General features: G+C 37.5%; 24 protein-coding genes, 9 pseudogenes and 1 other annotated feature. Of the genes and pseudogenes, 13 read left to right on the forward strand and 20 right to left on the reverse strand.

All coding sequences use genetic code 11. The annotated features are described in order from the left end of the window. The 4 genes and pseudogenes from FTU75_RS13630 to FTU75_RS13645 form a co-directional block, all read left to right on the forward strand. The coding region (locus tag FTU75_RS13630; RefSeq protein WP_180116201.1) for a cadherin-like domain-containing protein at positions 1-5,862 on the forward strand (5,862 nt) is incomplete at its 5' end. A gap of 304 nt (positions 5,863-6,166) precedes the next feature. Next, positions 6,167-7,400 (forward strand): annotated as a pseudogene (locus FTU75_RS13635) (IS3 family transposase). Then, positions 6,442-6,558: a sequence feature (AL1L pseudoknot), on the forward strand. Its footprint overlaps the pseudogene before it by 117 nt. A 102-nt stretch (positions 7,401-7,502) precedes the next feature. Continuing rightward, positions 7,503-8,297, forward strand: coding sequence for a tetratricopeptide repeat protein (locus FTU75_RS13640; protein WP_180109922.1), 795 nt, complete (start codon positions 7,503-7,505; stop codon positions 8,295-8,297). A 93-nt stretch (positions 8,298-8,390) separates the two neighbouring features. Beyond that, a pseudogene (locus tag FTU75_RS13645) lies at positions 8,391-8,914 on the forward strand (helix-turn-helix domain-containing protein); the annotation flags it as partial. A gap of 6 nt (positions 8,915-8,920) precedes the next feature. Here FTU75_RS13645 and FTU75_RS13650 read toward each other — a convergent pair. The 4 genes and pseudogenes from FTU75_RS13650 to FTU75_RS18610 all read right to left on the reverse strand — a co-directional run bounded on the left by FTU75_RS13650 (position 8,921) and on the right by FTU75_RS18610 (position 10,926). After that, positions 8,921-9,890: pseudogene (locus tag FTU75_RS13650) on the reverse strand (IS481 family transposase). Positions 9,891-9,936: 46 nt separating this feature from the next. Then, positions 9,937-10,095, reverse strand: a complete 159-nt coding sequence (locus tag FTU75_RS18485; RefSeq protein ID WP_257223786.1) for a hypothetical protein — start codon at positions 10,093-10,095, stop codon at positions 9,937-9,939. 203 nt (positions 10,096-10,298) lie between these two features. Next, positions 10,299-10,622, reverse strand: coding sequence for a DNA-binding transcriptional regulator (locus FTU75_RS13660; RefSeq protein ID WP_180109923.1), 324 nt, complete (start codon positions 10,620-10,622; stop codon positions 10,299-10,301). Beyond that, positions 10,603-10,926, reverse strand: a pseudogene (locus FTU75_RS18610) (transcriptional regulator). Before FTU75_RS18610 ends, FTU75_RS13660 begins: the two are co-directional and overlap by 20 nt. 231 nt (positions 10,927-11,157) lie before the next feature. Between FTU75_RS18610 and FTU75_RS13665 the strand changes: the two are divergent. From FTU75_RS13665 to FTU75_RS13675, 3 genes and pseudogenes are all read left to right on the forward strand, one after another. Beyond that, positions 11,158-11,534 (forward strand): annotated as a pseudogene (locus FTU75_RS13665) (transposase); the annotation flags it as partial. A 13-nt stretch (positions 11,535-11,547) separates the two neighbouring features. Then, positions 11,548-12,066, forward strand: a complete 519-nt coding sequence (locus tag FTU75_RS13670; protein ID WP_257223798.1) for an acetamidase/formamidase family protein — start codon at positions 11,548-11,550, stop codon at positions 12,064-12,066. Further along, positions 12,062-12,154: pseudogene (locus FTU75_RS13675) on the forward strand (IS3 family transposase); the annotation flags it as partial. The gene FTU75_RS13670 and the pseudogene FTU75_RS13675, both read left to right, overlap by 5 nt. A 44-nt stretch (positions 12,155-12,198) precedes the next feature. On the opposite strand, the gene FTU75_RS13680 reads toward FTU75_RS13675, so the two are convergent. Together FTU75_RS13680 and FTU75_RS13685 are read right to left on the reverse strand one after the other, a co-directional pair. Then, positions 12,199-13,461: a type II toxin-antitoxin system HipA family toxin gene (locus FTU75_RS13680; RefSeq protein ID WP_227591938.1), complete on the reverse strand. Its 1,263-nt coding sequence runs from the start codon at positions 13,459-13,461 to the stop codon at positions 12,199-12,201. Beyond that, a complete protein-coding gene (locus FTU75_RS13685) occupies positions 13,451-13,789 on the reverse strand; it encodes a helix-turn-helix domain-containing protein (protein WP_111886070.1) in 339 nt (112 codons plus the stop codon). Before FTU75_RS13685 ends, FTU75_RS13680 begins: the two co-directional genes overlap by 11 nt. 458 nt (positions 13,790-14,247) lie before the next feature. On the opposite strand from FTU75_RS13685, the pseudogene FTU75_RS13690 reads away from it, so the two are divergent. Beyond that, a pseudogene (locus FTU75_RS13690) lies at positions 14,248-15,421 on the forward strand (IS3 family transposase). Here FTU75_RS13690 and FTU75_RS18490 read toward each other — a convergent pair. Further along, positions 15,389-15,964: a hypothetical protein gene (locus tag FTU75_RS18490; RefSeq protein ID WP_227591939.1), complete on the reverse strand. Its 576-nt coding sequence runs from the start codon at positions 15,962-15,964 to the stop codon at positions 15,389-15,391. The pseudogene FTU75_RS13690 and the gene FTU75_RS18490 sit on opposite strands and share 33 nt — an antisense overlap. A 200-nt stretch (positions 15,965-16,164) precedes the next feature. Continuing rightward, on the reverse strand, positions 16,165-16,389 hold the full coding sequence (locus FTU75_RS18495; RefSeq protein ID WP_227591940.1) for a hypothetical protein: 225 nt from the start codon (positions 16,387-16,389) through the stop codon (positions 16,165-16,167). Between the two features lie 73 nt (positions 16,390-16,462). On the opposite strand from FTU75_RS18495, the gene FTU75_RS13700 reads away from it, so the two are divergent. Together FTU75_RS13700 and FTU75_RS13705 are read left to right on the forward strand one after the other, a co-directional pair. Next, a complete protein-coding gene (locus FTU75_RS13700) occupies positions 16,463-16,873 on the forward strand; it encodes a hypothetical protein (protein WP_180109925.1) in 411 nt (136 codons plus the stop codon). After that, the gene (locus FTU75_RS13705; protein WP_227591941.1) at positions 16,870-17,388 is read left to right on the forward strand and encodes a hypothetical protein; all 519 of its coding nucleotides are present in this window, start codon (positions 16,870-16,872) and stop codon (positions 17,386-17,388) included. Before FTU75_RS13700 ends, FTU75_RS13705 begins: the two co-directional genes overlap by 4 nt. A 137-nt stretch (positions 17,389-17,525) precedes the next feature. On the opposite strand, the gene FTU75_RS13710 is transcribed toward FTU75_RS13705, so the two are convergent. The 5 genes from FTU75_RS13710 to FTU75_RS13730 all read right to left on the reverse strand — a co-directional run bounded on the left by FTU75_RS13710 (position 17,526) and on the right by FTU75_RS13730 (position 20,917). Then, positions 17,526-18,785 (reverse strand): type II toxin-antitoxin system HipA family toxin, encoded by a 1,260-nt coding sequence (locus FTU75_RS13710; protein ID WP_180108329.1) that lies wholly within the window; start codon positions 18,783-18,785, stop codon positions 17,526-17,528. Positions 18,786-18,789: 4 nt separating this feature from the next. Then, positions 18,790-19,092, reverse strand: coding sequence for a helix-turn-helix domain-containing protein (locus tag FTU75_RS13715; protein WP_111886029.1), 303 nt, complete (start codon positions 19,090-19,092; stop codon positions 18,790-18,792). 318 nt (positions 19,093-19,410) lie between these two features. Further along, positions 19,411-19,671, reverse strand: coding sequence for a helix-turn-helix domain-containing protein (locus FTU75_RS13720; protein WP_180036186.1), 261 nt, complete (start codon positions 19,669-19,671; stop codon positions 19,411-19,413). Positions 19,672-20,088: 417 nt separating this feature from the next. After that, positions 20,089-20,565 carry a hypothetical protein gene (locus tag FTU75_RS13725; RefSeq protein ID WP_180109926.1) on the reverse strand — a complete coding sequence of 159 codons (477 nt, stop codon included), beginning with the start codon at positions 20,563-20,565 and terminating at the stop codon, positions 20,089-20,091. Positions 20,566-20,650: 85 nt separating this feature from the next. Next, on the reverse strand, positions 20,651-20,917 hold the full coding sequence (locus FTU75_RS13730; protein WP_180109927.1) for a hypothetical protein: 267 nt from the start codon (positions 20,915-20,917) through the stop codon (positions 20,651-20,653). A 186-nt stretch (positions 20,918-21,103) separates the two neighbouring features. On the opposite strand from FTU75_RS13730, the gene FTU75_RS13735 reads away from it, so the two are divergent. Further along, entirely contained in the window at positions 21,104-21,247 is a 144-nt protein-coding gene (locus FTU75_RS13735) for a toxin C-terminal domain-containing protein (protein WP_180109928.1), read from the forward strand. 5 nt (positions 21,248-21,252) lie between these two features. After that, positions 21,253-21,648 carry an Imm41 family immunity protein gene (locus tag FTU75_RS13740; RefSeq protein ID WP_180109929.1) on the forward strand — a complete coding sequence of 132 codons (396 nt, stop codon included), beginning with the start codon at positions 21,253-21,255 and terminating at the stop codon, positions 21,646-21,648. A 55-nt stretch (positions 21,649-21,703) separates the two neighbouring features. On the opposite strand, the gene FTU75_RS13745 is transcribed toward FTU75_RS13740, so the two are convergent. The 6 genes from FTU75_RS13745 to FTU75_RS13770 form a co-directional block, all read right to left on the reverse strand. Next, positions 21,704-22,018 carry a BrnA antitoxin family protein gene (locus FTU75_RS13745; protein ID WP_070155399.1) on the reverse strand — a complete coding sequence of 105 codons (315 nt, stop codon included), beginning with the start codon at positions 22,016-22,018 and terminating at the stop codon, positions 21,704-21,706. Beyond that, positions 22,005-22,292 carry a BrnT family toxin gene (locus FTU75_RS13750; RefSeq protein ID WP_092818268.1) on the reverse strand — a complete coding sequence of 96 codons (288 nt, stop codon included), beginning with the start codon at positions 22,290-22,292 and terminating at the stop codon, positions 22,005-22,007. Before FTU75_RS13750 ends, FTU75_RS13745 begins: the two co-directional genes overlap by 14 nt. Positions 22,293-22,521: 229 nt before the next feature. Beyond that, the gene (locus FTU75_RS13755; protein ID WP_016803256.1) at positions 22,522-23,025 is read right to left on the reverse strand and encodes a hypothetical protein; all 504 of its coding nucleotides are present in this window, start codon (positions 23,023-23,025) and stop codon (positions 22,522-22,524) included. Between the two features lies 1 nt (position 23,026). Continuing rightward, complete coding sequence (locus tag FTU75_RS13760; protein ID WP_180109930.1) at positions 23,027-23,650, reverse strand: hypothetical protein; 624 nt, start codon at positions 23,648-23,650, stop codon at positions 23,027-23,029. Positions 23,651-23,655: 5 nt separating this feature from the next. Further along, positions 23,656-24,207, reverse strand: coding sequence for a PAAR domain-containing protein (locus tag FTU75_RS13765; RefSeq protein ID WP_180109931.1), 552 nt, complete (start codon positions 24,205-24,207; stop codon positions 23,656-23,658). After that, positions 24,200-24,649 (reverse strand): PAAR domain-containing protein, encoded by a 450-nt coding sequence (locus FTU75_RS13770; RefSeq protein WP_078426712.1) that lies wholly within the window; start codon positions 24,647-24,649, stop codon positions 24,200-24,202. Before FTU75_RS13770 ends, FTU75_RS13765 begins: the two co-directional genes overlap by 8 nt. 224 nt (positions 24,650-24,873) lie before the next feature. Here FTU75_RS13770 and FTU75_RS13775 point away from each other — a divergent pair. Further along, positions 24,874-25,365 (forward strand): annotated as a pseudogene (locus FTU75_RS13775) (helix-turn-helix domain-containing protein); the annotation flags it as partial. Here the strand turns inward: FTU75_RS13775 and FTU75_RS13780 are convergent. Continuing rightward, a pseudogene (locus FTU75_RS13780) lies at positions 25,319-25,477 on the reverse strand (IS5/IS1182 family transposase); the annotation flags it as partial. The pseudogenes FTU75_RS13775 and FTU75_RS13780 sit on opposite strands and share 47 nt — an antisense overlap. Positions 25,478-25,594 lie beyond the last annotated feature (117 nt).

Here is a 25,594-nt window from a genome sequence, read left to right on the forward strand (position 1 = left end):
ATTACAAAAGCCGAAGCCGATGGTGCGATCAATCCGACCGAACACAAAGCCATGCTTGATGCGCTTAAAACCGCACAAGATGCCAAAGAAGTCGCTGCTGAAGAAGTTGGTAAGCTTAAAGACAGCTTGATTAAGACTGAGCTTAAAGGTCGCCTAGAAGACCTGAAAGATCCAAACATCCCAGCGATTAACGATGCGGACAGCAACGGCACACCGGATGACTTTGATACAGCACAAGAATTATTAAATGAAGCACAAGCTGCAGTGACAGCGGCTGAGAATAAGTTAATCACTGCGCTTGAAGACGATGAATTGACTGAAACTGAAGTTGCTGCACTTGAAAAAGCGATTGCTGAGGCAAAAACTAAGTTAAATTCGGCGGTTGAAGCGATTAATAAACTTCCAGTAGGTACAGCGAAAGAGGGCTTAGAGTCACAAGCTAAAAATATTCAAGATCGATTGGATGTGACGGATGCATCAACCTCTGTTGTAGTGGCTGAGCAAGCTTATGCAGATGCGGAGACAGCTATTGCAAATGCGAAACAAAATGGTTTGACACCAACTCAAAAAGCTGAACTTGAGCAAGCTGTAAAAAATGCAGAAAGCTTAAAAGCAATAGCTCAAGATAAAGTTGATGGTTTAGCTCCAGGTGCACAACCAGAACTTCAAGAGCGCTTAGATGACTTATCTAAACTAGATATTCCAGTAAATCTGAATATATCTCAGTTAACGCCTGTAGATACGGATGAAATGGCGGACGGTGAAGCAGATCGGCTGATTGTCAAAGGTCAAACCAGTGAAGCAAACACCACGGTTATCATTAAAGATCACGCTGGTGAAGAAATTTATCGCGGTCAAACTGATGCAAATGGTGAGTTCTCATTCACAGTTGATACCACGAAGGTTCAAGCGGGCAATCAAGTTCAAATTGAATTGGTTGGAGAGCAAGGCTCACTTGCAAATACTACAGCAACAGTGGGTGACTTAGAGTTTGTAGATGATACAGCGCCATCAACACCAACTGTGACAATTGGAAGCAATGCTGATGCATTTATTAATGCGACAGATATTGATGAAAATGGTCAGGTTACAGTCACAGTCACATTGCCAAGTGATGGTTCTGTGCGTGCAGGAGATACATTAACGATTAATGGTGAGGATCAAATCTTAACTGCTGAACAAGTTGCGGCTGGGAAAGTACAAGTCCAATTTACAACACCAAGTGAAGATAAGACATTAGCGTTATCGGTCAGCTTAACAGACCAAGCGGGTAACATTTCTAAGATTGTTAGTGCTACAGCAGTGGTTGATACTTTTGCAGATATCAAAATTACAGATTTTGCTGAAGATAATCTTGTACAGTGGAGTGAAAAAATAGAAGGTTTCACCATTAAAGGCACTGTCGATGGTGTGTCTGAAGGTGCAACTGTGACCTTAACTTTCAAAGATGCTCAAGGTCAGCCAATTCTTGGTGAAGATGGTGCACCAATCATGGTAACTGCGACAGTGAACGCAGAGAAAGGTTGGACAGCTGAAATTTCATCTGAGGTCTCTAAACAGCTGAAAGATGGTCAAGTTCATGCAAAAGTGACGGATACCGCAGGTAATATCGCCCAATCAACCCAAGATTATACTCTGGCTGCACCACCAAAGTCTGTGATTGAAATTACAGGCTACTATGACAATATCGGTAGTGTTTATAATAAAGTGACAGACACAGGTATCGCTGCAGATGGTCAAGGTAAACTAACAGGGAAAATTACTAATAAGTTTGGTCAGGTGATAGAGTTTGAAGAGTCTTCAGGTTCTAATGATCTTTCAGGTATTGGTGAAATAACTTTTAATACAGATGGTTCATGGGTTTTGAATATTGCGGACATTCAAGAGCAACTAGACAGTTCTAATGCGCCATTACATGCAACCTTTACTCTTAAAGATACATTAGGTCACAGCTATCAAATACAGTTCTCTGTTCGTAAGGATGTTGATTTTGCAACTACAGGTAAAGTCAGTGTTACAACGACGACAGTAAGTCTTGTTGATAAAGAGGTGGTTGAGAGTGATGGCGAGACTCACACCCAGCTTACCAATGATGTCTTAGGCGAGCTGACTGGTAAAGTCGATTTAGCATTAGTGCAAAATGGTAAAGCTACTATTCGCCTCTATGTCAATAAGTTTAATACATCTGACACAGAGTCTTCGGTCGAGCCGTATCCAAATGGTGCGGATGTTGAGGTAAATGTTGAAGCAGATGGTACGTGGAGACTGACGGAAGCGGACTTGCAAAAAGTCTTAAATGAAATTTGGGCAGCAGATGAATTACGTGAAGATAATATTTATATTCAGGTTAAAGTTTACGACCCGGTCACTGGAAAGTTAAGTGAGGTTACTGACAAGTACACCTTTAAGACAGACATCACACCGCCAGAGGCGACCAATGTTGGCTTTGATGCAAGTCATGGCGAGCATGGCCAGGTGACGGCTTTAATCACCAAGTCAGGCGAAACTTCTGCCGAAACAGGTAATATTGTCACGGTATTGTACGATGGTAAAATCGTGGGTACAGGTGTAGTAGGTGAAGATGCACTTGGATTTAATGGTTACTTAGATATTAAAGTGAGTCTTGATCAAGCTATTGAAAACTATGATCCACTTAAGTTACAAGTGTTTGTTGAGGACAGTGCGGGTAATGTTGGTGTCAATAATGGTAAGACGCTTAACCCAGAGTTGAGCTTAGCCACTCCTGAAGTAACAGCTTATGTAGACAATGTTATTGGCGGTATTGTTGGAAATATTGCCAATGGTGGTATAACCAATGATGCACAAGGGGTGATCAAAGGTACAATTGACCTTGGAACAGATGGTTTAGTCAGCCAAATTTGGGTGTATTTACATAACATTAACACCCCAATTAAGATTGATATTCCACAGGGTGCAACGGGTGTTTATGAATGGAATGTACCATCTGATCAACTTTCTGCTGCAGTGACCACTGGTAAGTTGGTAGGTAACGTTAAAGTTACCGCAAAAGCTTATAATGATGAAACTGGCTTGCTCAGTGATGCATCAAATGAGTTCAACTTTACAGTCGATACTACACCGCCAGTGATTGAAAATATCGTTGTCAGCAACCAAATGGCAGCGGATGGTTCGGTTGCAAGCACCATAATGACAGTAAAAGTCAATGCGGATGCACAACAGGTGTATACAACGCTTGATGGGGTGAAATACACTGCGGTTGCAACAGGTGTTGCAGGTGAATATAAATTAACACTTCCTGCGCTAGCGAAAGGTAAAACACTTGATATCTATGCTGAAGATGCTGCAGGTAACGTTGTGGTTTCAAAACAGTCTGGTCTAAACAACCAACCGACTGCGCCAGGCACGTCTTTCAATATCAAAGAAGATCAATCGATCATCTTGACACAGGCAGATTTACTGAAAAATGCCAAAGATATTGATGGCGATAGTTTGAGTGTGACTGCAGTGACTCTGGCAGACCCAAGTATGGGTAAAATTGTAGCCAATGCAGATGGTACATGGACATTCACACCAAAAGAGCATTTTGCGCATGCCAATACTACGGATGCTATTGTGCTGAACTACACAGTTTCTGATGGTACGCAGCAGATATCGACTACAGCAAAAGTTAATGTTGAAGCAGTAGCTGATGGTGCAAACATTATCTTAAATGCCAATATTTGGGATAACTCAAGCACAGGTGGTACAGCTGGTTCAGGTGTTGCATTAAAACCAGCACCTGCTTCAACAGGTCTAATTTTTAAACAATATAATGGCCTGAGCTTAAGTAATAGTAGTAAACCTACGTTTGATTCAAGCCGACTTGAAGGTTTACTCGACACTGCTAAGGTAAATAGCACTGGACGTGCCAACGAGTTTGCAGGCAACTTTAGTGGTAGTAGTGTTGCTAGTTCAAGATTTGACGCTGTGTCTTATACGGGCTTAATTTACCTAGAAGCTGGGCGTGAGTATAGCTTTGAAGGTTATGCCGATGATGCAATGCATATTGAGCTTGGAGGTAAAGTTCTAGCACAAACTACTGGTGACGCCTATGGCGACTATCATCCGACCATTATTGGCGGAGATGGTAAAGGTACCATTAATATCAGCAGTTTTGTACCTGAAAAAACCGGCTTTTATACTTTTGAAGCTTATTTTGCCAATCTAAATCGTGGAGGTAAATATAACATTAGCGTTCTAGAAAAAGGCAAAGGACAAAGTTGGGATCAGGCAACATCGAAACTATTGACTTCTGAAAACTACAAACTTTATGGTAGTGCCGAAGAGTTACTGACTTTAGGTGCGGACGTGGGTGGTTTTGTAAGCAACACGACTGGTAAACCTGATGGGGGTTACTTCTCTGCTGAAGCGGTTGATAATGGTATGCAAGACACACCAATCAAGTTATCGGGTATCCAGATTGATTTGATTGATAAAGATGGATCTGAAACGTTAACAGCACTTGAGCTCAGTGGAATTCCAGTTGGTATTACCATCACCGATGGTGTACATACCTTTACTGCTAAAGCGGGTCAAACAGGTTTGAGTATTAAAGACTGGAATTTGAATAACCTCAGCTTAATACCAAGCAAAGGCTTTACTGGTAAGATTAACTTATCTATTTCAGCAACTACGACTGAAAGTAGTAATTCGCACAGTAAGACCACAACTAAAGCGTTGGAAGTAGAAGTACTTGACTTTAATAAAGCAACGACAGGCTTAGACAAAGATATCAAAAATACAGATAACTTGTTTCAGAATGGAACTGCTGCTAATGACCTTGTTGGTCATAAGCTGACCGCAACTGTCAAAGGCGAAACAGGTTCAGGTACTCCATGGTCATTGCAATATCATAATGACAAACCAAATACTTCAATTACTAAAGTGGTGATTGATCTAAGTGGTTCTAAAACTTCTGATGTGCATTTTGGTGCTGCCAATACTGGACGCTTAGATACTGATAAACAAGGTAATCAGTTTAAGTCAGATAGCCCGAGTCATAAAGCTATTATTAATAATAGTATGGTGCAAAGTTACGAGATTAAACGTAAAGGCACAAATGCAGATCGACCAGAACTCTTAGAAATTGACTTTAAGGCTGGGCAGTTTACTGTAGGTAAAGAGTTTAATTTTGCTGCTGATACAGATAATAGTTCTTTCTGGTTTTCTAGAAATGACAGTTATGCCAGTGATATGAAAGGCTCCACAATTACGGTTTACTTCAGTAATGGCACGAGTCAAACCATGACCTATTCAGGTTCAGGTAATGGTTCATCAAGTGTTTCACAGGCGGTAGATGGTATCGGTTATCAATACTACAACGGTGGTGCAGGTGATGACACGATCTTTGGAACGACTTTAGATGATTACTTGGTGGGAGGTGATGGTAATGACTTTATTGCTGGTGGTGCCGGTAATGACTATCTGCTGGGTGGTGCCGGTAACGATATCCTCTATGGTGGTGCAGGCAATGATACTTTCGTTGGTGGTTTAGGTAGTGATACTGCAGTCTATGATGTTTTAGTTGCTGCCGATGCGACTGCTGGCAATGGTACCGATACATGGAATGATTTTACCGTTGGTAAGATTGGAGCGAATGTCAATGCCGATAAGATTGAGTTTAGCCAAGGATTCTTCCAAGGATTACTGGATGTCAATCAAGGCGATATCGGGCAGTACATTAAAGTCGAAGATGTGAATGGCACAGCGACGGTGAAAGTGGACCGTGATGGTGCTGCAGGTACGCATGATTGGGCAAACCTATTGGTACTTGAAGGGCATAAAGCTGCCGATGTAAATTTACAAACTTTATTAGATAATCAACAGATTATTATTGGATAAAGTGAATTGAATCCATGCCTCGGCATGGGTACAATAAAAAGCTGGTTGGTTGCAACCAGCTTTTTTTATTTTAAGAGTGTGATATTGTTTTTCTATCTCTTATTGAATATTTTGCAGCGAATGATAATACTATAGGATGAGATACCTAAAGTTTGTATCATTACATTTTATTCGAGTTTTCGAGGCGTTCTATGTCCCTGCTGCGAAGGTGGTTTGATCCAATTCGTTCCAAATGGTATTACAAGCAACTACAGTGAACCGTACCGGGTTTGTCGGAGACCAAGCTTTCTGAGAGAATGTCCCGATGAAAAAAGTAAAATATACCCCCGAAATTAGAGAAAGAGCGGTTCAATTACTAATTGAATCCGAAAAAGATTATCCATCGAATTGGGCTGCAATCACTGCTATTGCGCCTAAGATAGGTTGTACTCCTGAAACACTACGTGTTTGGTATCAAAAATATTTAGATCAACAAAATCCTATCAAAGTACAACAGGCATCAGATCAAGAAAAAATGAAGCAGATGGAACGTGAAATCAAAGAATTAAAGCGTACCAATGAAATTCTACGTAAAGCAGCTGCTTTTTTCGCCCAGGCGGAGCTCGACCGCCCACACAAATAATAGTGGATTTCATCCATAGCAATAAAGACTTATATGGTGTTGATGCGATTTGTAGGATTTTACCGATCGCAGCTTCAACCTATTACCGAACTTTAGATCTCGCGGACAATCCAGAACATCGAGCGAAACGTGCTCTGCATGATTTACATCATGCAGAGCAAATTAAACGTATTTGGAAGGAAAGTTTGGGCCGATATGGTGTTCGTAAAGTTTGGCAACAACTGAGACATGAAGGCTATGTGATAGCACGCTGTACCGTAGTTCGCTTGATGCGAAAGCTAGATATACAAGGTGTTTGGCGTGGTAAGAATAAACAAACCACCCGTAGCCGAGAGGATCAAAAACAAGCAGATGATTTAGTGAAACGTAATTTTAGTGCTGATCGACCTGACCCTTGCGAAGCAGTGCTTCTCAGGTCAGTGACTTTACGTATATTCAAACCAAGTCAGATTGGGTGTATACCGCATTTATTATTGATGTGTTTTCACGAGCAATTGTTGGATGGAAAGTATCGACACGCATGAATACAGATATGGTACTTGATGAATTAGAACAAGCTTTGCATGATTGAGGTATGCCAAAGAATGTAATTCATCATTCAGACAGAGGTTTGCAATACCTCTCTATTCGCTACACCAATCGTCTAGAAGCAGCAAATTTACGAGCGTCAGTCGGTACGACCGGTGATTCGTACGATAATGCTTTGGCTGAAACGGTAAATGGCTTATACAAAACAGAGGTGATTGAATATTTAAAAGCAGATTGGCAAGGTTTAGCGGATGTACAACTTGCGACACTAAATTGGGTAGATTGGTTTAACAAAAAGCGTGTACACAGTGCACTGGGTTATGTATCGCCTTTTGAGTTTGAAGCAATGTACTATGATAAGATTAATCCGTTAGGTCACGTGGCCTAACTTAAATAAAAATGTCTCCGACAAACCCGGTACGGTTCAATTTTGGTGGCTATTCACTATGCTAGAATGGCATATAAATTATTCTGACTAAGTGAATGAAAAATGAATGTAAAAAAAACAGCTTTTTTTTTAGTATTTTTGAGTTTACTTGGTCTTAATAGTTGTACAAAGACTGTACCTCAGAAAGAAAAAAATCTTGTTAAATCAGAGTCTTTATATAAACAAGGTCAAAAATATTTTTTAGGTGATGGTGTAGAACAAAACTATCAAAAAGCTTTGGAATATTTTGAAAAAGCTGCAAATGAAGATTCTGTAGTTGCTCAAAATGATTTAGCAGGTATGTACTTCAAAGGAATAGGTACACAAAAAAATGAAGCTAAAGCTTATTATTGGTTTAATGAAGCATGTAAATTAAATTCTTCTGAAGCTCAGTATAATTTAGGTGTAATGTATGACAATGGATATTATGTAGATAAAGATCGAACAAAAGCTTTAGATTATTATAACTTATCTGCAAAACAAGGATATGCTCGGGCTCAATTCAGCCTCGCTAATGCATATCTTGATGGAAATGGTATTGAAAAAGATATCAATAAGGCCATTAGCTTGTATACCGATGCGGCTAAACAAAATTTACCAGATGCTCAATACAATTTAGCCAACATATATGAAGAAGGAGCTATAGTTCCAAGAGATGAAAAAAAAGCGCTCGATCTTTATATACAAGCAGCAAACCAGAATTTTCCTATAGCTCAAAATAATTTGGGTTATATGTATGCGAATACCTATAATGATCTAGAAAAAGCAAAATATTGGTTTCAACGGGCATTTGAGAATGGTTATAGAGATGCTGGGGATGCACTAAAAAAAATAGAATCAATATCTAATTTGTATTAGTTCAGATTTGATCGTACATTCTTCTTGAAAAAGAGAAAGTTACCCGTTTTGATAAAGGTGTCGAAATCTTAATCAAATAAAGGTAACTTTCTTATGTTGCATACTAACAATCAAATCATTAAACACAAAGTAGAGGTCTGCTCAATTTAGCTAAAGAGCTTCAGAATGTATCCAGAGCATGCAAAGTGATGGGTGTTTCAAGAGATACATTTTATCGCTATCAAGAGTTAGTGAAGTCTGGTGATATTGACGCACTGATCAATAAATCCCGTCGAGTACCAAATTTAAAAAACCGTGTAGATGATGCTACTGAACAGGCTGTTATTGATTTCGCAATTCAATATCCCGCATATGGTCAGCACCATACTAGTAATGAATTACGCAAGAAGGGTGTATTCGTTTCAGGGAGTGGGGTTCGCTCTATATGGCTTCGTCATGATTTAGAAAACTTTAAGAAGCGTTTAAAAGCACTTGAGGCTAAAGTGGCACAGGATGGTATTGAATTAAATGATTAGCAGATTGCGGCACTTGAACGTAAGCATGAGGATGACGTTGCTTGTGGTGAAATCGAAACAGCTCATCCAGGCTATTTAGGCACACAAGACACCTTTTATGTGTATGATTCATAGAGATCGTTTCAATTTAGCGATCTCTAAATCCATTTTGTAATTGGCATGTTTAATCCGTTCATTGGATGGGTTGTATTGCTTCAGAACCTCGTCTGAGAAAGGAGTTTCTTCACATAATTCAAAGTACCTTTCCATCGGTATTTTACCTTTCAAAGCTGAATGTGGTCTCATCCAGTTATAGTAATGCTGCAATTCGGCTAGCTTGTCTTGGATAGCTTCAGAATTAATATCTACAGTAGCGTAGAACTCAGATTTATCAGTCTTTTGTGAGCGCTCTACTTTGTGATTCAGATGAGGTTAACCTGGTTTATTTGGCCTAAATTTTATCCCATGCTGCATCATTTTTTTCTGTACTTTTTCAGCAAAGAATTCCCGCCCTCGATCGGTCTGTATTCGCTGTATGGGAAAAGGCATTTCTTCAATTACGCAATCTAAAAAGTCGAGAGTATTCGCTGCTGTTCGGTGTTTATATATCCTTAAAACGCGATATCGTGTGTAGTCATCGATAGATGTATACTGATATAGCCCAGGACCCAGTTTACAGGTATCCATTTGAATTCTATCGTCTGGTAATGGGCGTTCATAACGAATAAAATCTGCTTTACGACGAAATTTTTATTGGTTTGGCTTGATGGGAGGATAGTACTTTATGGATAGACGCTAAGGACAGCGAGACTCCGTGCAGCCTCATCAATTCTGTTTGCAAACGTCGGGCACCAAGATTTCTGGCTGAACGTATTTCTAATATTTAGACTTCTAGCTCAGCACTGATTTTAGTATTTGGCGATTTTAAGGGACGTCTACTCTGGCTACTTAACCCATCAATACCTTGCTCAGAATATCGTTTCCACCACTTGCGTAACGTTGGTCTGGAAATGCCACATCTCCGACAGACTAGGCCAGCATCATTGGTCTCTTCAAATAATTTAACCCATACGAGTCTTTGTTGAATTTCTCTGTTCATAGACACCCATTAGATTGAAATGATGTCTATGAATCACCCCCCTAAACTAAGGCTGATCGGCAATCAATTCACATTGGTTAATGAGCTTAATCAAAGTGTTTTGCACATATTCTTCAAACTCAATACCTTGTTCTTCCGATATTTTTTCAATTTTTTTAAGAACATCACTATCTAATTCAAATTCTATTTTCTCTGATGTTTCCATTAGTAAATCATAGTTATTTTCGACCATTTTTTGAACATTTCTTCTAAGTTGTTTCTCGATGATACTTTGAAAGATAGTCGTAAAGAGCTATTAATAATTTCAACATGAGTATATCCAATATATTCAGTCAATTTTCCTACAAATCCTAAATGCTTCATAATCATGCTCAAATATACTGAAAGGAAATAGCTCTCTACTAATAGCTATGTAAATTTAGCTAAACTTTCCTTTACAAACGTTGGATCAACAATAAATAACCTAATTAATGATGTTGCTGCACCAGAAGGTCTTCTCACACCTTGTTCCCAAGATTCTAATGTACGTTTGGAAACACCAAGGAGCTTAGCAAACTGTTCTTGTGTCAGCTGTGCCTTTCTACGTGCTAAAGCTACATCTGTTTCAGTAATTACTGTTCTTTTTGCAGCATTATTTGCCAACATATCATCGATGCCTTGTAAGATTTCAGCCTCAATATCTCTTGTTGCTTCAAAGGCTTCTAGTTCTTTTTCAGTCATTAAACGAGTCATTTAATTTCTCCACGAATACTTGAAGGGTTTTCTTACTAAGTTGTACCGTTTGCTTTTTACTGTACAAGGTTAATAACCAAATCTCTCCATTCGTTAAACGATTAAAGTAGATGACTCTGACACCACCACTTTTGCCTCGACCACCGCTAGTCCATCTGATCTTACGAATGCCACCCGAATTAGGTTCGACATCCCCGGCCTCAGGATTTAATGCCAAGAATGTTTTAAATTCCTCATATTCTTCCTGAGTTCAATAAACAAGACAGTATTTGGTAAATAAAGGGGTTTCACATATTGTATACATTGCTTGTGTTTATACTACCTTGTAGTAGTTTATTTTATACTACTTTGTGGTACTTTTAAATATGAATGTGTAATTCGTAGGATGAAAGATGATATATTATTTTACAGAAGAGCCCTTCTAGGTAGTGTTATCTAGGAGGAAAAATGAAAAAACTGAAACTGATCCTAGCCAAAATAATGGACAGTACTTCCCTCTAAAGATAACGTAACGTTAACTTTGGAGATACAAGAAATGGCCAAACGTTTTAGTCCTGAATTTAAACAGCAAGCAATTGATTATGCACTTTCAAACTCACACGAGTCAGTAGCTGCAATCTCCCAGAAATTAGGTGTGGGTTATTCAACATTAGATAAATGAATTCGTGAAACCAATCCGGCAGGTTCAAGCAAACGTCAACTTTCACCAGAACAACAGCGGATCCTAGAATTAGAGAAAGAAGTCAAACAGCTCAGGAAAGCCAATGACATCTTAAAAAAAGCGCATGTGTACTTTCTGACAGATCATGCCAAGAAAAGTACACGGTAATTCAAGATCTAGCTGTGAATGGAGTCACTGTATCTTCTGTCTGTAAATGCCTGGGTGTCAGCACTTCAGGCTATTATGCCTGGGGTTGCTGCGCATATGCGTCCATTCCTCGGAAATATTAGTACGACACCTTCACGTGACTTACCAGACTCTCAAAACTGCCACGACTTTGGTCAGTATTTGATTGATGCACCGCATAAATTCGGAATGACTGATGAAGAACTTATCGCAGCCAAAACAGACGGTCACATGGATACCAATTCGATTCATCCAGGCTGTATTTTGATTTGTCCTGTGAAAGTACCAGGTGCAGGTGTCTACATGGGGGATATGCATGCGCAACAAGGCAATGGTGAAATTGCAGGACATGCCATGGACGTTTCAGGCGAAACAGAATTACAAGTAGAAGTGATTAAAGGCTTAACAATTGACGGCCCAATTTTACTTCAAGCACCAGATGACTTACCACCAATGGCACATCCATTTACCAAGGAAGAGCGTGAAAAAGTGAAAGCTTTAGGTGCGCGTTGGGGACAAACTGAGATTGAGGAAAGTGCTCCAATCACATTTATGGGAACAGGTAAGAACCTCAATGATGCAACGGACAATTCATGATTACATCCATTATTATAATCATGAAAGAATACAACTAAATTTAAAAGGATTGAGCCTTGTTCAATTCAGAACTCAATCCTGTTGTTAACTAAACTGTCCAAGATTTGGGGTTCAGTTCAAATGGGCGGTTTTTTAGTTGCCTAGATTGTAGTAATGGTCCAGTTGTCTCATTTGGTAGTCGCTCATTTCAGCATCCTTAAAGAATTCATCTCTTGACTCAAGTACATCTCGAACATCCTTTATGATCTCTTTTGCCTGAAACTCGGTTAACCCAAAGGCATTGCAGCGACTCAATAGATTTTGCGCCGTTCCGATTCGGCCTTCTTCTCCCACGGCGATCGCATGTTCTTTTGGGTAAGATGCGCGAGATCCGTGCGGTAGAACATCAAATAGAGGGCTGAGTGAATAATGATGATTTTTCATGTCATGCATTAAGAAGCCATGGTTTTTTAAATGATCATCTGTATTACTGATCATCACATTCAAGACCATGCGCTTATATAGCTCTAATTGATTGCTGATTGCGTCATGGCAAATTTGACTGCAGATCTTAGACAAATGCATATAAGACATCTTTAAGTCGTCTACGCGCACTTTACGAATGTTCATAAGGCTGTGTGCGCTGATGTAGTGTTTCTTTCGCTCAGGGCAGTTACGATCAAAGCGCTCAACAAGCAAAATAGGGTTGCCTTCAACTTCTTCAAGCTCGACATTGCTGACATTCAAACCTAAAGCTTGCGCCATCTTCATTGATGCATATTCAACTTTTGCATTATCAAAGAGGTCATCGGATTTATTGAATTTCGCAATCCACTCAATGCCTTTGTGCTGTACGACCACTTTAGGTCGCGCACCCCCCATTGATGACCCATGGTGAATGAGTTTTGATAAATAATTATCGGTCATCATGCTGATCATGTTCGGGTCTTGGTGCTGATCAACTGCTTTAGATAATTTTAAGTAAGCCTGTAAGTCAGAGAATTTAACAAAGGATTCTTTGCCAACGGTTTTGACCGCTTTAGAAGACAAACTCGCCACTAAGCACCCAACTGCATTACCACGTGCCGCAATAAGCCATTCAATTTGATTGAGTGGTACGCGAGTGTGCTGGGTTAACGTAAGCTTACGACCCCAATTGTCGGGCGTAGCATCTGCAAGTACGCCAAAGCCATCTTTAGCTGCAGTGGTGTACGCCGTGTTGGGTGTAATAAATGGTAGGTTAATTGGATCAAGCTCAAATGAGTTATTGAGATCCAAATAGCTCTTACCATAAATAAAATTATAGATTGAATCTTTGAGCGCATATTGAGCAACAACTTGCGGCGTATCGCCTGTATCCAAAAAAATGTAGCAGCTCTTAATTTCTTCTTGCATGGATAGGTTTTTAGAAGTCATCACTCATATCCTCTGATTTATTATTAGCGCGGACTCGAACTTTTTTGGTAGCGAGTGCTTTTCCAACTTCGTCATTTTGTGGGTTCGCAATACTAAGCAAACTGTCTTCCAAGCCAAATACAACGAGAATGGAAATAAGATTTTTTAGGTTAGAGCTGGGTTTGCCGCTTTCAAGTCGTGAGATTGTCTTTTCATCCACATGCACACGGTTAGCCAATTCGCTAATCGTCATATTCCGGTTCATGCGTGCTGTTTTAATGTTACTCCCGATCTGAACTAACAGATCTTCAACACCCTCAAGCATAAAATCACTTGCTGCTCTTTTCATGAAAAATCTCCTCAATACGGTCATTATATACCGATTAACCGACTTAAGCAGTGTTTTATGGGTGTTTTTAAATTATATTTGTAAGAGATTTTAAGCTCTTGAGCCTATTTGCAGGGTTGGTGCATAATTTAAATTGACTTGAGAGGAAGTGCGCTGTGTAAGTGTGAGAAATAAAAGAAAGGTAAAGTAATGGATCAACCGAAAATTCTTTTGGAAATGGAGCAATTTTGTGAAACTAATAGCAATGTAAGGTTAATGCTCAGGGAAGTAAGTCGTTATCCTTTAGGTGAATGCGTCATGGAACGTATGTCATTAAAAACGCAGGCCATACAGCGCATAGATGACATGGTAATGTTTCATAGGTTTGCAATGTCTGTACATAAACAGTGATCTTAGCCAAAATAATGGACAGTACTTCCCTCTAAAGATAACGTAACGTTAACTTTGGAGATGTAAAAATGGCTAAACGCTTTAGTCCAGAATTTAAACAGCAAGCAATTGATTATGCGCTTTCAAACTCACACGAGTCTGTAGCTGCAATCGCCCAGAAATTAGGTGTGGGTTATTCAACATTAGATAAATGGATTCGTGAAGCTAACCCAACAGGTTCAAGTAAACGTCAACTCTCACCAGAACAACAGCCCATTCTAGATTTAGAGAAAGAGGTCAAACAACTCAGGGAAGCCAATGACATTTTAAAAAAGGCGCATGTGTACTTCCTAACAGATCATGCCAAGAAAAGTACACGGTAATTCAAGGTCTAGCTGTGACAGAAATTAAGGTTTCATCTGCCTGTAAATGCCTAGGTGTTAGCACTTCGGGATACTATGCTTGGCGGAAGCGACAGATTTACGCTACTCAAAAATATACTGATTTAAAAGCTGTATATTGGCAACACCATGCTCGCTTAGGAGCACCTTCATTAGTTCATGACATGCATGATTTAGGTTACTGCATGAGTGAACGTACAGTTGGAAGGATGCTAAAAAAGCTTGGTTTACGCAGCAAGATTTCCCGCAAATATAAGCATACAACTGATTCAAATCATCGTTTGCCGACGGCACCGAATTTGTTAGATCGCCAGTTTACAGTCACTCGGCCAAATAGAATTTGGACGACCGACATAACGTATATTCACACCAAAGAAGGTTGGTTTTACTTATGCGTGATACTAGATTTATTTAGTCGTCGTATTGTGGGTTGGCAAACCAGCCATCGAATAGACCGTCAATTGACGTGTGATGCATTTAATTATGCAATGGCTCGTAAGGGGTATCCAATGGATGTTATGGTCCATTCTGACCAAGGCTCACAATACTGTAGTCGAGATTTTAGAGCGCTATTGTTGACGAATAACTGCATTCAAAGCATGTCTAGACGAGGCCTTGCGCAGTATACTGCTCATGGGATAATGCGGTGACGGAAAGCTTCTTTCATACATTGAAAGGTCATGTGGTACACGGGAGTGTGTTTACTACCCGAAAAGAAGCCAATGCTGTCTTGTTTGAATATATTGAGATTTACTACAATCGAATTAGACGGCATTCTGCAAATGGCTGGTTAAGCCCAGAAGCTTTTGAACAGAATTATTTCAAGAATTTAGAGGGACCGATTGTCCACGATACTGTCTAGGATCATCTCTGCATTAGTCACAATAATGTCCCAAATTTCACGCATTTTATTGGCTTTACTAGTTTTTTTCCCTTGTATGGTACTGCTTGGCTTTTGCGTATTTTGTGGTACAGCCCTTGCTTTACAACCACAATCACTTGTTTTGGGATCCGCAGATACTCGAATCATCGCAAGTTTTGTGCTACTACCTAAAAATCTTGTGTAGTTAGTCATTTGTTTTTGATCAGGAGGGTCTTTGCTGTCCAAAAACTTAATTTCGACCCAATGTAAAATATTATCAATCGTTGGCACTTTCATAATATCTTTCACCACAATGACATCAGCCCCTATTCGATGATCTCCTCCTGGGGTTTCCATAAATTTATGTCGCGGAGGATTAGCCCCTGAAACCATCAATGGTTGTTTGCTTTTTATGTCATAAATCACTTCTGCTTTAATTGGACATTTATGTTCCATCACAATATCTACCAAGGCAAAAATCACTTGTACCGCTTTTTGTCTAAGATGGCGTACCCCCCATAAACTAATCACCTTATCAGCCATGGTTTCTTTTCTTGGGGCTTTTCCTGTTACACCACCAATCTGATTGCTAAAACAGCAAACTATACAAATCACTGATTTAAATAAAATTGGTTTCTTGGTGTAAACCTCATACTACGCCCCCGACCCTTGAAGCTTGTGAAGGTGCTGTAGGTTTAGTTGAACCACTCGGTTGTGGTGTTGTTGAACCTCTTTGCTCTTTTTTAATATCCGTTGCAACTTCTGTTGCAAAAGAAAAAAATAAACTCAATCAACTCTTGGGCTATATCTGCGCCAATATCTTTCAAAAAGGTAATTAGATGTTTTTTTACCAGTTCGGTGGTAGCTTTAGCTGCCTGATTTAATAACTTTTTTAGGACATAGAGTAAAGCTCTTAATAAAAATGCAAGTACAACATAAACAGCAGCAGCAATAACTGGAGCAACCATAATTTTCTCTTATTCTTCTATTTCTAAATCAATATCATCAAATTCATCTTTTGATCCAGTCAGTGAAAAGCAAATGGCTTTATCTGGATGGTCAACAATAAATGCTCAATGCGCACCAACTGCTCGTTTTGTGATGTTTGGTTGTAATACAGCATCTGATGACAAAGTTGTTAGAGTGTTTGCTAAAGATTTATCTGAATGTTCTAATTTTCAAAATGTACAAGTATGGGGACAAACTGGACCTGCAAAACCTTCATTTTATCCAGATAAGAGAGATAGTAGTGTCTTAAGAAATATGGGAACTGGTTGGACAGTCAACACTACTTATATGGTGGCTTCTACGCCAGGTGATGGTTTTGCTGCAACTCGTGGTGTGCCACTATTTTCTCCACCTGCTCTACCCATGAAAAAATTTATCAATGGTGTATTAATAGAAACAGCATTCCAAAATCAATTTAATGATCATAGGAATAACGTAAATTGAAGAAAAAAATTGGAATTTTTATCATCCTTATAGGCCTAATTATGGTAATAGCTACTAATTTTGAAAAGAAATATGAAACTCAGATCAGTATTGACTTAGATGAAGATGTAAGGAAAGATAATTTAAAAATAATAATAAATACATATGGTTATTTACTAAATGGTTATGAGTCAAGTAAACATATTGGTCAGACAAATACGTATTTATTTTTATATAAGGATGCTCAGATTCAAGATTATAGAAATACTAAAATCAATAAATATAGTGATTATTATATCTACGCTAAATATGGAAATAAGTATGCAAAAATGAAGTATACAAACTCTTTAGTTATGGGAAATAATGTAACTTCTATAAAAATTTTTATTAAAAAATTTAATGATTTATATTACATTTCTTCAAGTAATATAACGCCCAGTATTGAAGCTATTTCAGAAAATTCCTTTAAAGACATAGATGCTTTCAAGAGTAATAAGCATGACATTAAGATGTTAGGCTATCTAGATAAGCCTTAATTATTATGTTTACCTTAAGTCGGTTTTGTTGCACAAAGATTTCATAACTATATGATTTTAAAAGTTTTGATTATTTTTTGATACAAAATTAAATTTATTTAAATCAGATGCTTACATATTTATGCAACAAAGCCTATTCAATTCAATAAATGAATATTATGCTCAATCCTATTTTGGATCATTTGCAGAGTCTCTGCTTGAATTTGTCCAGGTAATAGATCATGAGCGATATTGCTGAATCGGATTGCAACCTTACAAATAGAGCCAATAATTTCATCGACTTCTTGAGCAGAAAGTTCTGCTTCCTGAGTACCAAGTTTTACAAGAGCTTGTCGAGGAATATCCAGTGCCTCACCCATGATATCCATTTGATGATATCCACCTGGCCCTTCACAGAAAGTAACATCATAGGCAGGGGCGAGTTTCCATTGCCCATTTTGAGACATCAGAAATGAAAAGTTTTTGCAATGATCATCTCGATTATTGAAGACTACATTGAAAACAGCTCGCTTGAATGCAATTGCTTTTTCGCGAACATCATTGGTGCAAAAGTGTGCAGCGCGAAGAAAGTTACTGTAGTCTAAACTCCCTGGTGATTTAAAATCAGCTCCGGTGAAGGCAGCTAAACTTTGCATAGGGATACGCATACCATCATGGCGGTCAAATCTTTTTGATGCAAATGCGGTTAATCCATTCGGAAGAGTAAAATATTGAGTATCAGGGGTGTCAATATCACAATGACGTAAACATTCTGCATAAACAGCTTCAATTGCACAAACTTCAGGATGCTCTTGCTGAGCGGGAAATTTGATCAGCCAGGCTTCATGTTGATGTGAGCTAACTGTTGAGAATTCGTTGGTGACAGGATCACGATAGACGAGTGCTTTTGGCCTTGCACCTTGTGGTGATCCACCCATAACTAATAAATGCTGTAAAAATTCAGCACCTTCTCCTTTGAGAACTTCCTGGACTTCTTGGGCGAGTTTAAGCAGTGGAATATTTTCAGTTAATGCTAACTCAGGTGCTGAAGGTTCAAAGGATAATGCCCCCATCGCATGTGTATTAATATACGTTAGTCTTTCTAATGGCCCAATCCGTGCTGGATTGAGTCCATTTTTTTTAAATAAGCGATCCATAAGGAGCATGCCCCAACCATCGGGTAGGGCATCATATATAGGACCTGGCAATCCCATTTGATGTGCAGGAAAGTTCGTTCTTAATGGGTCACCTTTTAACGGAAGTAGGTAAGAGGAAAGTTCTAAACCTTTACTGATCGCTTCTGCACTGTATTCAAAGGCGATTAATGGTCGACCTGTGATTGCGGTTGAGGAGACCAGTGTACCCCAAAGCCAATATTCACCCCATCCATTGTAGTAAACATTAAGTTTTTTGAGCATGGATTTATTTCCTTTTGATACGTTGGCGAGCCGTATTGCTCTCATAGCGGAGAATGTCATCTACACTGTTTAAATGAGGTTTAAAGAGTTCCTCTAATTCTTTTAATCGACCCAGTACCATGGCAACGCGTACTAAATTTTCAAATGAAACATTTCGACCAGCTTCCAAATTAGATACTGTATTTACACCAATACCAGCACGTGTAGCGACGTCTGCCTGAGTCATTTCCAGATAAAGTCGTTCCTTACGAAGCCTTTCACATAATAAAGTAACAACTTCTTCAGGTTTTTTGAATATTAAATCCATAATATTGGGTCTTATGTCTATATATGTGTATTAAACCACAAAATAATGGAGTTATAAAATAAACCGACTTAGTCGGTAAGGAGGGTACTTTATTGGCCTGATTAGATCCTATTAGATTAAAGAAGTCTAATTAGACATTTACAATCTAATAGAGTCTAACAACTTGCTTTAAGCTCAATCAGTTTCGCGTGGTGTCGCGAGGAACCGTGATTTGCTATCAGTTCAATCTGGAATATCTGACACAAGTGGTCTGGAGTAATGAGGTCGATGGGCAGCTCTTTGCCTTTCTTGATACCTTATTCAGTACCGATTTACAATTTATTCATCATCTTCCGCAAACATTGCTTCAATTTCATCCCAGTGCGGAAATTTATACTTGTTTTTATTCACTTCAAATTGCAGGCCTACTGCATTAAGTATAGATTCAAATATGCTAAATGAGCCTGTAAAGTGGCCATTTTCTATCTCTGAAATTGTTGTTTTATTAACGTTCGTTTTTTCTGAAAGATTTTTCTGTGTATAGCCCAGAGCTTTTCTTGCCAAACGTATTTCTTTACCTATTTCTTCTCTTGAAGCCATATCAATTCTAACCCTAGAAATTTGTTCGCTATATAGCAAACTTTTATAGTGATTTTTGAATACCTTTGAATTTATAGGGTTCGATGTTGCCTTAAATTATTTGAATAGAGCTCATATGTGTATAGGATTTTTAATCCTTTAGAATTAGGCTAGCCTGTCTCTTGATGTAAAATCAATAATACTTGGACATCTATTCTTGTTTTATCTGGACATTTTTTTCTGCTTTAGGGTTAAATGAAACTACACAAAGATGTGGAACTTTGATTAAAGAACAGGCGTGGAACAGTAAAATTCAACAAAAAAGCCGTTCCAGTGCGCTGTTTACTGGAACGGCTTTAGTTAAGATATTGATAATTATAGGAAAATTCAAGCATTTCGTATAACGCGTATTATGTTAATTTAGCTTACTCTATGACATTATTCAGGAATATTAACCAAACTAAAATCCTCTAATTTTGTTTGTTCATTAAAAATATGGCTATTAAATTTATATGATTCTTTTAACCTAAATTTTTTTGTATGCTCTGTTTTATTGCTATTATGGTATTGATTATATTTAAAAAAAATATCACCATCTTTTTCATATGGATAAATTAAAACCTCACTACTTCTATCGTTATTACCTCTTATTGAATATTCATCTTCAATAAAATAAATATTTTCTCCAGAAATATAAGCAAATTTATTATTCTTTTTGACAAATATCTCATACATTTTAAAATCATATTTATTATTTAGTGGATAATAGATACCATTTCTTAGTAGTGTAAACATATGATTCTTATTTGAATTAATGTTGTTCATATCATTAATTTTTCTAATATTTATTTGAATCTCTTTATCTATATGATGATCAGTTAAAATTTTAAAACTAAGTGTAGGCTCTGTGTTCATAGTTTTTTGTATCCTATTCCAAATAAATACGCTAGAAAAAATTAATAAGATTATAAAAATCAATGGATAAATTATTTTTTTCATTTTATCTTCTTAATATAGCCTTTGGTTTGGGATCATAATTAAAAAAAGATTGATCTTTTTCATAGAGTAAGTTTCCATTCTTATAAAATCTCATAGGTTCTGCTTTTACACCAAAAAAATGAGCTTGTTTACCTTTTCCTGGTTTTGAATCTACCATATAAGTATCAGCAACAGACCAAGCTAAATCGTTACTTCTAGCAAAAGACGTAATTCTTTTAGAAGGGGAAAAGGATGGAAAACTTGAAGCACTTTGTCCGCCGACTTCCACATTTAAAAAATTAGGTAAGCAAGAAATATTTTGAGCGAAACTTGGGTTATTTGCAGAGTTACATCCAAAAAAAGTGCACCTAACATTACTAGAACACCAAGGCGTTGTTGCACAAAGATTTCATAACTATATGATTTTAAAGGTTTTGATTATTTTTTGATCCAAAATTAAATTTATTTAAATCAGATGCTTACATATTTATGCAACAAAGCCGATACTACAGGACACATTGGTGGAGCTTGGAAAGAAGCAAGTAGTGTGGATGCATTAAATAGAAAAAGTACTAGAAATGGGACTTTTGATGTAAATATGAAGAAAGTTGGAGATTAAATAGCGTGTTAGAAAATTTCAATAGGAATGTTACGTTTTTAGATGACTATGATCCTAATTGTTTTATAGGTTTATGGATTGATGAATGTGTTTGGTCTGATAAGGAATACTGGAAGTTAGAAAAAGATCTTTTAAGCATCAATTATCATTATTCCAATAATGTGGCTATTCCTAGAAATATTTTGTGTGGAATAATGAGAATTACCCAGTTAATGATTATTCCAAATTGGAATGATTTTGAAATTTATAAAGAACATGAGTTGTATACACTAAATGAAGATTGGGTAGTTCCAACAATTTTTGATAGATATGAAAGATTCAAATATTTATTAGGGATTTTGTTTACAGAAGAAGTTAGCTTAGAAAAGTTAGATTTTGGTTATAATCTGAAATCTAATTAAAGTTAACATAATACACGTTATGCGAAGTCAAAAATGGGAGCTTAAGCTCCCATTTTTATTGATGATTTTTTAATTCTTTCAGCATAGCATCCCGTAAAATTTCATTCATTCGTGTTTGATAACCTTTGCCTTGTGCTTTGAACCAAGCAAGTACATCAGCATCTAACCGAATTGAAGTTTGTTGCTTCACTGGGCGGTAAAATTGATTTGGGCGTACAGCACTGCTCCAATCGGTAATTTCAGGAATATCTGATAGATCTAGCTGATCATCCGGAACCGTGCCTTTAGCAAGCAAGCGTTGAATTTCAGCATCTTGCTTCTCACTAAATTTCTCATTCAGCTCTTTGCGTGAGTATCTAACCATGCTCATATTTGTTTCGCTCCGCTTTAGTCACTTGCCTTGCACTAATGATTCGTATGATTTCACAGTCATCTTCATCAAAAATGGTGTGAGCCACCAATAACATTAGTACGCCTTTAACTCGTCCAATGGTTTGCCAACGTTCTTCACCATCGGTATGTCTGTCTTGGATTGAGATCCTTAATGGATCTTCAAAAACAAGGCTTGCAGTTTCGAAAGAGATATCATGCTTTTTCTGATTCTTTCGATTCTTAGCCTCATCCCATTCAAAATACTGTTTCATAAAAAACATTCAAATTTGTATATACAATAATGTATCACAAAATTGTATCACTCAACCCAATTGGTGTAATTTTTAGTCAAAATTATTGGCAAAACACTCCAAAACCGCTCATAAAAAAGCCGACTTGTTTCCAAGTCGGCTTTTGAACATCATCGAGCAAATAATTTATATCATAAGTTTTTGATTTTTATATGTTTCAATTTGTGCATTTCGTATAATGCCCATTATGTTAATTAATTACCTTCTCAAAATTATATGTTTTACAATCATATAAAGTATCTTTTGGTAGTTTACTATTTTCTAAATACTTCAATAAAAGTTCCTGTTTATGATTAATCCAATCAAAAGTATCTTTATCTGTAGGTAGTACCGCATTTGGATTTTTTTCTTTATATAATATTAAAAATTTGTTAATTAAGCAGTAATCATTTGCAATATGTGGTCTATATGTCATTTGTTCATTAACAGAAAATCCTTCTTTTCCTGCTTCCTCTAAGCCTTTCAGTGAAGCTATTTGAAATAAAACATGTCTAAATATAGTATCTTTTAGATCTATAGGTGTTTTTGAATCTAATTTATTAATAAGTTTCAAATTATAGGGTAAAAATGTTAGTACAACACTTGCTGAATGTTCTGCTTCCAATTGAGCAGCTTTAAGATTATCCTTATATTCATTAGCGAAACTACAGCTACTTAACTGAAAACTTAAGACTAATACCATTAATTTATTCATATTAATAACCTAATTTTTTATAGCTTTCATTCAATCCATCACCCTTATAAGTTCCATCTTTTCTAAGTAACTCTAACATTCCAGCATGATAATCTTGATTAAAAACTTTTTTATACATAGCCCTATTAATCGTTAAAGGCCCTTGATTTTCAACTAATTGCCTTGTATCTACCACAGTTTTAGCAACACTAATCTTATCTTTGACATCTAAAATTAATTGAGCAATATCATAAAACCCACCTATAGACTTAGTTGTTCTTAAAGCAAACGTATCAGACTGAAATTCTGCAACTAATTTTGCCGCGTCTTTAAGCGCATTTTGTCTCACATATTTTTGAAAATTAATATAATGTTGAGTATGAAAAGATGCTCTATACCACATTTCCTCTGGAACCTTATTCATATCATATTCGAGACCAAATCTAGCTGCTAATAAGAGTTCAATATCATTAGTAACTTCTTCCCAATATTCCTTTGCCATCATAAAGTTATATGGTCTTGCCATATAATAACCAACAACTTTAATGTAAGAATTGCACAATGGAGCTGTTAATATTTTTGTAGGATCACAGGCTTTCTGCTCAACAGGCCAATCTACATTTTTTCCATTTATATATTGAGCCATTATATTTAATCCATTGGTGGTAGAGGTTTTGAAAGATCATAAGTTAAGAACTGAATATCTTGTGCTCTTGATCCAGTAGTTATTTCTTTTGTGTGACCATTTTCATCAGTTTCTCCTTCAATAACATTTCCATCAGGATCAACTAATTTATAATACATATTTGCTACGGGTTTATTAGAATGCTCATCTAATAATTGATAAACCATACCATGTATTATTTCTTGATTAGTTTCGACAAAACTATTTTCAATGGGAATAATACTCGAAGCAGCAGATGAACCATAAGAAGAACCACTATCACCAACGACATGGACTTGATTAGGCATTAAAGTTGCGCCACACGTGAACTTATCACCCACATAAGCGACAGCTTTCCCATCGAAAATCACATGATCATTGCTCTTAATCAAAGTTGACCAACATTTACATTTTGGACAGGCAAATCCATCACCAGCTCGAAGAAATAGATTCCCCATTTGTGAGCTACGTGACTGAGTTGAAATTACTACTCCACCATGGTCAGTGGTTGAACCATGAATACCAGAACCTTTAGACATTCTTTGAGTCTCCAAGAGTTGGATTCATAAATCCTTCAGGAATCATTGCATCATGATATAAACGTAAAATATGTGATGTGATCGGACTATCAATGATTTCATCGCCATTTTCTAATGGTGAACCAACGAGTGCCGCGGATCGATCATGAACAGTGATAGCACTGCCAGCGCCAGAGATAATTTTTGCAGTTGAACCATCAGCATATATGGCTTCATCACCAACTAGAGCTAAAGAAATGCCTTTGACTTTATAGGTGTCGGTAGAGGCTCTTATCAACCCACCTTTTTTTGTTTTAGCTCCATTAAATGCAGCATAAAATTTGGTATACGGTTTATGATCCCAATAGAGCTGTTCTGCTTGCTGAATCTTTTGAATATCATTTTGAGAAAGTTTTTTTAACTGCTCTTCTGGCAGTTGATGTAAAAAAGTAGGGCTAGTCATGCTAGATCCAATTATTTTAATTAAGTAAAGAATAACAAAAGAAAAAGTGAAGCAAAAATTAAAAATGTAATGGTTCAAATTTCTACTAAATATGAGTCCATTTAACATAATCTATATTATACGAAATTCTTCTGTTAGAACCCAATCAAAGTATCTATATCCTCACCAATAAAAATGTCTAGTTTATGATGGTTTTACCATCATGGACTGGATATGAAATATGGATGCTGATCACTATGTCTGACAAAGAAATTCAACGCCTTGCTGTTCTACAAGACGTTCGAGATCACCGTATTACTCAAGTCCGTGCTGCTGAAATCCTTAATCTTTCAACCCGTCAAATTACCCGGTTATTACACAAGCTCAATCAAGATGGTGTTTCAGGTATGGCTCATGCTAGTCGTGGTCAACCTGGTCATCGTCGCCATGATGACTTGTTAAAATCAAAGTGCCTCTCCATTATTTCTGAACATCTGTTGGGATTTGGGCCGACCTTGGCTCATGAGAAACTCAGCAGTATGTTTGCTCTAGATATTCCTGTAGAAACGCTACGTCGCTGGATGACAGCCAATGAGCTTTGGATCCCGAGATCTAAGCGCCTTAAACGCCCATACCAGCCACGCTATAATCGTGATTGCTTCGGTGAGCTGATCCAGATCGATGGCTCATATCATGATTGGTTTGATTTCGCCCTTGTTTGCCTTTTGATGGCGTATACCATTGCGTAGCAGGATCAAACCAAAGGGCAATATTTCCGCGACTCATGAGTGCTCGGTTATATGCGGGCCAATTGGTTGTGCGGTAGATTTTGTGTGTAGGCTTCTTCATTTGAAAATTATATCGCTGAAAAAGCCTTTACAGATAGGTTTGTGCAACAAAGCCCAATAGAACTCTAAATTTTAAAGATACTGTTCTAAAAAGTATGCAAAAAATAGGAGGAATGTA

It is taken from the genome of Acinetobacter sp. YH12140, assembly GCF_013418475.1.
GTDB lineage: Bacteria > Pseudomonadota > Gammaproteobacteria > Pseudomonadales > Moraxellaceae > Acinetobacter > Acinetobacter amyesii.

What these genes read in the sequence shown, in the direction of transcription:
- FTU75_RS13680 (WP_227591938.1), bottom strand. Translation starts at nt 13,461, where the DNA reads ATGACTTCTAAAAACCTATCCATGCAAGAAGAAATTAAGAGCTGCTAC.
- FTU75_RS13715 (WP_111886029.1), bottom strand. Translation starts at nt 19,092, where the DNA reads ATGGATTTAATATTCAAAAAACCTGAAGAAGTTGTTACTTTATTATGT.
- FTU75_RS13745 (WP_070155399.1), bottom strand. Translation starts at nt 22,018, where the DNA reads ATGAGCATGGTTAGATACTCACGCAAAGAGCTGAATGAGAAATTTAGT.
- FTU75_RS18485 (WP_257223786.1), bottom strand. Translation starts at nt 10,095, where the DNA reads ATGGAAACATCAGAGAAAATAGAATTTGAATTAGATAGTGATGTTCTT.
- FTU75_RS13700 (WP_180109925.1), top strand. Translation starts at nt 16,463, where the DNA reads ATGGCTTTATCTGGATGGTCAACAATAAATGCTCAATGCGCACCAACT.
- FTU75_RS13770 (WP_078426712.1), bottom strand. Translation starts at nt 24,649, where the DNA reads ATGACTAGCCCTACTTTTTTACATCAACTGCCAGAAGAGCAGTTAAAA.
- FTU75_RS18495 (WP_227591940.1), bottom strand. Translation starts at nt 16,389, where the DNA reads ATGGTTGCTCCAGTTATTGCTGCTGCTGTTTATGTTGTACTTGCATTT.
- FTU75_RS13670 (WP_257223798.1), top strand. Translation starts at nt 11,548, where the DNA reads ATGCGTCCATTCCTCGGAAATATTAGTACGACACCTTCACGTGACTTA.
- FTU75_RS13760 (WP_180109930.1), bottom strand. Translation starts at nt 23,650, where the DNA reads ATGGCTCAATATATAAATGGAAAAAATGTAGATTGGCCTGTTGAGCAG.
- FTU75_RS13720 (WP_180036186.1), bottom strand. Translation starts at nt 19,671, where the DNA reads ATGGCTTCAAGAGAAGAAATAGGTAAAGAAATACGTTTGGCAAGAAAA.
- FTU75_RS18490 (WP_227591939.1), bottom strand. Translation starts at nt 15,964, where the DNA reads ATGGCTGATAAGGTGATTAGTTTATGGGGGGTACGCCATCTTAGACAA.
- FTU75_RS13750 (WP_092818268.1), bottom strand. Translation starts at nt 22,292, where the DNA reads ATGAAACAGTATTTTGAATGGGATGAGGCTAAGAATCGAAAGAATCAG.
- FTU75_RS13685 (WP_111886070.1), bottom strand. Translation starts at nt 13,789, where the DNA reads ATGAAAAGAGCAGCAAGTGATTTTATGCTTGAGGGTGTTGAAGATCTG.
- FTU75_RS13765 (WP_180109931.1), bottom strand. Translation starts at nt 24,207, where the DNA reads ATGTCTAAAGGTTCTGGTATTCATGGTTCAACCACTGACCATGGTGGA.
- FTU75_RS13755 (WP_016803256.1), bottom strand. Translation starts at nt 23,025, where the DNA reads ATGAATAAATTAATGGTATTAGTCTTAAGTTTTCAGTTAAGTAGCTGT.
- FTU75_RS13735 (WP_180109928.1), top strand. Translation starts at nt 21,104, where the DNA reads ATGCTTACATATTTATGCAACAAAGCCGATACTACAGGACACATTGGT.
- FTU75_RS13725 (WP_180109926.1), bottom strand. Translation starts at nt 20,565, where the DNA reads ATGAACACAGAGCCTACACTTAGTTTTAAAATTTTAACTGATCATCAT.
- FTU75_RS13640 (WP_180109922.1), top strand. Translation starts at nt 7,503, where the DNA reads ATGAATGTAAAAAAAACAGCTTTTTTTTTAGTATTTTTGAGTTTACTT.
- FTU75_RS13710 (WP_180108329.1), bottom strand. Translation starts at nt 18,785, where the DNA reads ATGCTCAAAAAACTTAATGTTTACTACAATGGATGGGGTGAATATTGG.
- FTU75_RS13660 (WP_180109923.1), bottom strand. Translation starts at nt 10,622, where the DNA reads ATGACTCGTTTAATGACTGAAAAAGAACTAGAAGCCTTTGAAGCAACA.